The organism is Demequina sp., assembly GCF_024642165.1.
Taxonomy (GTDB): Bacteria; Actinomycetota; Actinomycetes; order Actinomycetales; family Demequinaceae; genus Demequina.
The window spans coordinates 20981-25666 of the sequence record NZ_JAHEBP010000022.1; the positions used below are offsets into that span (position 1 = coordinate 20981).

At 72.1% G+C, this 4686-nt stretch carries 4 protein-coding genes and 1 pseudogene; 3 read left to right on the forward strand and 2 right to left on the reverse strand.

Going from position 1 to position 4686, the window contains the following annotated elements; translation table 11 throughout:
• Positions 1-48 precede the first annotated feature (48 nt).
• Both Q0L54_RS03640 and Q0L54_RS03645 read right to left on the reverse strand, forming a co-directional pair.
• Positions 49-1089 carry a hemolysin family protein gene (locus tag Q0L54_RS03640; protein ID WP_296665566.1) on the reverse strand — a complete coding sequence of 347 codons (1041 nt, stop codon included), beginning with the start codon at positions 1087-1089 and terminating at the stop codon, positions 49-51.
• Entirely contained in the window at positions 1086-2384 is a 1299-nt protein-coding gene (locus Q0L54_RS03645) for a hemolysin family protein (protein WP_296665568.1), read from the reverse strand. Before Q0L54_RS03645 ends, Q0L54_RS03640 begins: the two co-directional genes overlap by 4 nt.
• 79 nt (positions 2385-2463) lie before the next feature.
• Between Q0L54_RS03645 and Q0L54_RS03650 the strand changes: the two genes are divergently transcribed.
• From Q0L54_RS03650 to Q0L54_RS03660, 3 genes and pseudogenes are all read left to right on the forward strand, one after another.
• Positions 2464-3354 (forward strand): ATP-binding cassette domain-containing protein, encoded by an 891-nt coding sequence (locus Q0L54_RS03650; protein ID WP_296665569.1) that lies wholly within the window; start codon positions 2464-2466, stop codon positions 3352-3354.
• Positions 3351-4154, forward strand: coding sequence for an ABC transporter permease (locus tag Q0L54_RS03655; protein ID WP_296665570.1), 804 nt, complete (start codon positions 3351-3353; stop codon positions 4152-4154). Before Q0L54_RS03650 ends, Q0L54_RS03655 begins: the two co-directional genes overlap by 4 nt.
• Positions 4155-4283: 129 nt before the next feature.
• Positions 4284-4686 (forward strand): annotated as a pseudogene (locus tag Q0L54_RS03660) (hypothetical protein); the annotation flags it as partial.

The window sequence follows — 4686 nt, forward strand, 5'->3', positions numbered from 1 at the left end:
CGGCGCCGTCGGACCCTTGGCCACTCCCGACGACGTGATCCACACGCCCTACGAGGCCTGCTCGCGACGGGCCAGCGAGTCGCGCACCTCACCCACCAACTCCTCGAGGATGTCCTCCAAGAACACCACGCCTAGCGTCGCATCGTCCGTCCGCACGGCCGCCACGTGAGCGCCGGAGCGCCGCATCAGCGCGAGCGCGGTCTCGACCTCGGAATCCGGGGTGATCGAGGGCAGGTCGCGCACGCGCCAGGACTGAATGGGCTCCTCCCGCTCGCCGGGACGGGCGTACAGCGCGTCCTTGATGTGGAGGTAGCCCACGAGGGCGCCGGCCTCCGCGACGGGGAAGCGCGAGTAGCCGGTCTCCGTGGCGATCCGCTCGAGATCGTCGACGGTCACGCCCAGGTCGAGCGCCCGCACCTTGTCCAGGGGCACCATCACCTCCTCGACGGAGCGCTCCGAGAACTCGATGGCCATGGTGAGCAGTCCGTGCGGATCCGACAGCGTGCCCTCGGCGGACGAACGCTCCACGATGCTGTGCACCTCGTCCGCCGTGAACGCGCTGGTCACCTCGTCTTTGGGCTCGACACCCAGCAGCTTCACCAAGACGTTGGCGAACCAGTTGAGCACCCAGATGATGGGCTTCGCGACGCGGGCGACCGCCACCAGCGGCGGGCCGAACACGAGCGCCGCGCGGTCGGGGCTCGACACCGCCGCGTTCTTGGGCACCATCTCGCCCACGATCACGTGAAGGCTCACGATGATGAGCAGCGCGATCGCGACGGCGACTCCGTGCGCTGCGCCCGTGGGCAGGCCCAGGCCGTACAGCACGGGCTCGACGGCGTGGGCGATCGCGGGCTCCGCGACCACTCCGAGCGCCACGGAGCACACCGTGATGCCCAGCTGCGCCGTCGCGAGCATCAGCGACACGTTCTCCATGGCCCACAGCACCGTCTTGGCCGGCCGGGAGCCTTGCGCTGCGAGGGGCTCGATCGAGCTGCGGCGCGCGGAGATGATGGCGAACTCGGCCCCGACGAAGAAGGCGTTCGCGAGCAGCAGGCCTACGACGGCGATGACCATGCCGAGGCTCATGGCTGCTCCTCTTCCGGCTCGAGGGGCGTGAGGCGCACCCGGTCGATGCGGCGGCCGTCCATGCGCTCGACGCGCACGCGCAGGCGCTCCGCGGTGACCTCGTCGCCCGGCTCGGCGATCCGACCCAGCCGTGCCATCACGAACCCGCCCACGGTCTCGTAGGCGGGCGATTCCGGGACCACCAGCGTGGTGCGCTCCTGCACCTCGTCGGGGCGCAGCTCGCCGGGCACGATCCACGCGCCGCCGGGGGCGCGGTGCACCGAGGCGCGTCTGCGATCGTGCTCGTCCGCGACCTCGCCCACCAGCTCCTCGACCACGTCCTCGAGCGTCACGAGCCCCGCGGTGCCTCCGTACTCGTCGACCACCACCGCGCACTGGTGGCCCAGGCCGCGCAGCTCCACCAGCAGCGGCCGCATCCGCATGGTCTCGGGGATGCGCGGCGCGTCATCCATGAGCGAGCGCACCGAACGGTCGGCCCGCTGATGAGCCGGCACGGCGATCGCGGCACGGAGGTGGACGATGCCGAGGATGTCGTCCGAGCCCGAGCCCACCACCGGGAAGCGCGAGTGGCCGCTGGCCCGGGACGCCGCGATCACGTCCGCCGCCGTCGCGTCCCGCGGCAACGTGTGAAGCCGCGTGCGATCGGTCATCACGTCGATCGCCGCCAGGTCGTCCAGCTCGATGGAGTTCTTGAGCAGCAGCGCCGTCGAGGGGGCCAACGTGCCCGCCTCGGCACTGCGGCGCACCAGCGCCGCGAGTTCGTGCCGAGAGCGGCCGCCCGCGAGCTCCTCCTTCGGCTCGATGCCCATCAGCCGCAGGATCCCGTTGGCGGCGGAGTTGAGCGTCGCGATCACCGGGCTCAGCGCGGTGGTGAACGCCATGTTGAGCGGTGCAGCCACTCGCGCGGTGCGCATGGGCTCCGCGAGCGCCAGGTTCTTGGGGACCAGTTCGCCGATGATCATCGAGAAGGAGTTGACGATGATGAGGGACAGCGTTCCGGCCAGGCCGGCGACGGCGGCTCGGGACAGGGCGCTCGAGGACAGCGGCACCTCCAGCAGCTCGACCAGGGCCGGCTGCGCCGTGTAGCCGAGCAGGATGGTGGTGAGCGTGATCCCCACCTGAGCGCCGGAGAGCTGGGTGGAGAGCCGACGCAACGCCCGGCGCACGCGGCGCCCGCCCGGGCCGTCCTCGACGTGCGCGGGGTCGAGGGAGACGAGCGCGAATTCTGCCGCCACGAAGATCGCGGTGCCGAGCGTGAGCATCACGCCCACGCCCACAAGGATCCACGGGGTCATCGGGGACTGGAACTGTCAGGGTCCATGGTTCCGCAAGAATACAGGTGAGTTCCCCTGCGAAGCGAAGGGCGAGGAGCGCATGGACGGACCACGCATCGAAGTCTCCGGGCTGGGCAAGACGTTCGGCGCGGTGACGGCGGTCGACGACGCGTCGTTCGTCGCCGAGCCGGGCCGCGTCACGGGATTCCTGGGACCCAACGGGGCGGGAAAGTCGACCACGCTGCGCGCGCTGCTGGGCCTGGTCTCCCCCACGTCCGGCTCGACCAGCATCGGCGGCCGGCCGTATCGCGAGATCGACCGGCCCGGCACGGTGGTGGGCGCTCAGCTCGAGCCCGCCTTCCACCCCGGGCGCACGGCGATCGACCACCTGAGGGTGGTGGCGCCCATGGTGGGCGCGGACGATGCGCGGTGTGAGCGAGCGCTCGCCGACGTGGGTCTCAGCGACGCGGCCACGAGGCGCGTGGGCGGCTTCTCGATGGGCATGCGTCAGCGGCTGGGGCTCGCCACCGCGCTGCTGGGCGACCCCGTCGCGCTGGTCCTGGACGAGCCCGCGAACGGCCTGGACCCCGCGGGGATCACCTGGATGCGCGGCTTCCTGCGCGCGTTCGCGAGACGCGGCGGCACCGTGCTGCTGTCCTCACACCTGCTGGGCGAGGTCGAGCAGACGGTGGACGACGTGGTGGTGATCGCCCGCGGCCGGATCCGGCACGCCTCCTCGCTGGTCGATCTTCACCGGCTTGCACGGCCCTCCGCCACCCTGCGGTCGCCGGATACGGCCCGCCTCGCGCTGCTCGCGGATGACTGGCCCGACGCTCGCCTCGCGTCTCCCACGGAGCTCGTGGTCCCCGGCACACCCGCCGCGGAGCTGGGCGCGCGGGCCTTCGTGGCCGGCATCGAGGTCCACTCGCTGGCCGAGTCCGGCGACACCCTCGAATCGGTGTTCCTGCGCCTCACCCAGGACGCCTCATGAGAGCCGCGATCCGCTCCGAGCTGCGCAAGATCCTCACGACGCGGCTGTGGTGGGTGCTGCTGCTCATCATGATCGGCACCATCGCGCTGTTCGCGGGCTCGCTCGCGCTCGCGATGGCCTTGGCCGGCGACGGCGCGTCCGGCGGTCAGGAGCTCACCGTCCCGCCCGACCAGCTCGCGCTCACGGTGTACACCGCGGGCGTGACGCTCGGGTACGTCTTCCCGCTGACGTTCGGCGCGATCGTGGTGACCCAGGAGTTCCGCCATCGGACCATCGAGACGGCGGTGCTCGCGGAGCCGAGCCGCGCCCGCATCGTGCTGGCGAAGCTCGTGGCTACCGTGCCCTTCGCCGTGCTGTACGGCGTGGCCAGCTCGGCGGCGACCCTCGCCGTGGGCGCGCCGGCGCTCGCCCTCGCCGGTGACGGCGCGGGTCTCGACGGCACCGACGCGTGGCGCGCGCTCGCGCTGTCCGCGGTCGCCATGGCCGCGTGGATGATCGTCGGGGTGGGATTCGGCACGCTGGTCACCAACCAGGTGGTGGTGATCGTGGGGCTGCTCGCCTGGACCCAGCTGGTCGAGCCGATCCTGCGGATCGCGCTGGGCCTGTGGGACGCCGCCGCTCCCGTCGCCAGGTTCCTGCCCGGCGCCGCCGGAGAGGCGATCGCGGGATCCAGCTTCTACTCGGCGTCGGGACTGTCCGACCTGCTACCGGCGTGGGCCGGGCTGCTGGTGCTGCTGGGCTACGGAGCGGTGGCGGCCGCGGTGGGTTGGCTTACCACAATGCGCCGCGATCTCACGTAACAATTTCTCCAAATGCCGGGCACGTGGTTATGCGGCCGTACGTTGGAGGACGATGATAGGACCACTAGTCACAACAGACGCTGATGCGCCAAGAAAGCGAGCGCCCTCAACGTGTCCCCAGACACCTCCGTGCCCGACACCGATCGCGTCTCCGTGACCCGCGCAGCAGGTGCGCCGTCCGTCGCGTCGCTCATCCTGGGCGGCAGCCGCCGGGATGACGCGCCGGCGACCACGCCCGCCATACCCGAGACAGCCCCGCGGCCCGCGCGAGCGCAGGTTCCCCAGCCCGCCACGCAGCCCATCGCGACGGTGAGCACGCAGCAGGCCCCGCCTCCCCCGCCGCCCCCTCCGGCAGGCCGCGCCGATGCGCCGGCACCCGCCGCATCGTCCCCGGCACCCGCCGCATCGTCCGCTGAGGCGACCCCGGCGACCGCGCCGGTGCCCGCAGTCGCCCCGGCTCCTCCGGTCTCGGACGCGGACCTGGGTACCGCGACGCAGCCCATCGCCACGGCGCAGGCGCCCACGGCCGCGT

Excerpts from the sequence above, each read along its gene's own strand:
- Q0L54_RS03640 (WP_296665566.1), bottom strand. The coding sequence starts at position 1,089 with ATGAGCCTCGGCATGGTCATCGCCGTCGTAGGCCTGCTGCTCGCGAAC.
- Q0L54_RS03645 (WP_296665568.1), bottom strand. The coding sequence starts at position 2,384 with ATGACCCCGTGGATCCTTGTGGGCGTGGGCGTGATGCTCACGCTCGGC.
- Q0L54_RS03650 (WP_296665569.1), top strand. The coding sequence starts at position 2,464 with ATGGACGGACCACGCATCGAAGTCTCCGGGCTGGGCAAGACGTTCGGC.
- Q0L54_RS03655 (WP_296665570.1), top strand. The coding sequence starts at position 3,351 with ATGAGAGCCGCGATCCGCTCCGAGCTGCGCAAGATCCTCACGACGCGG.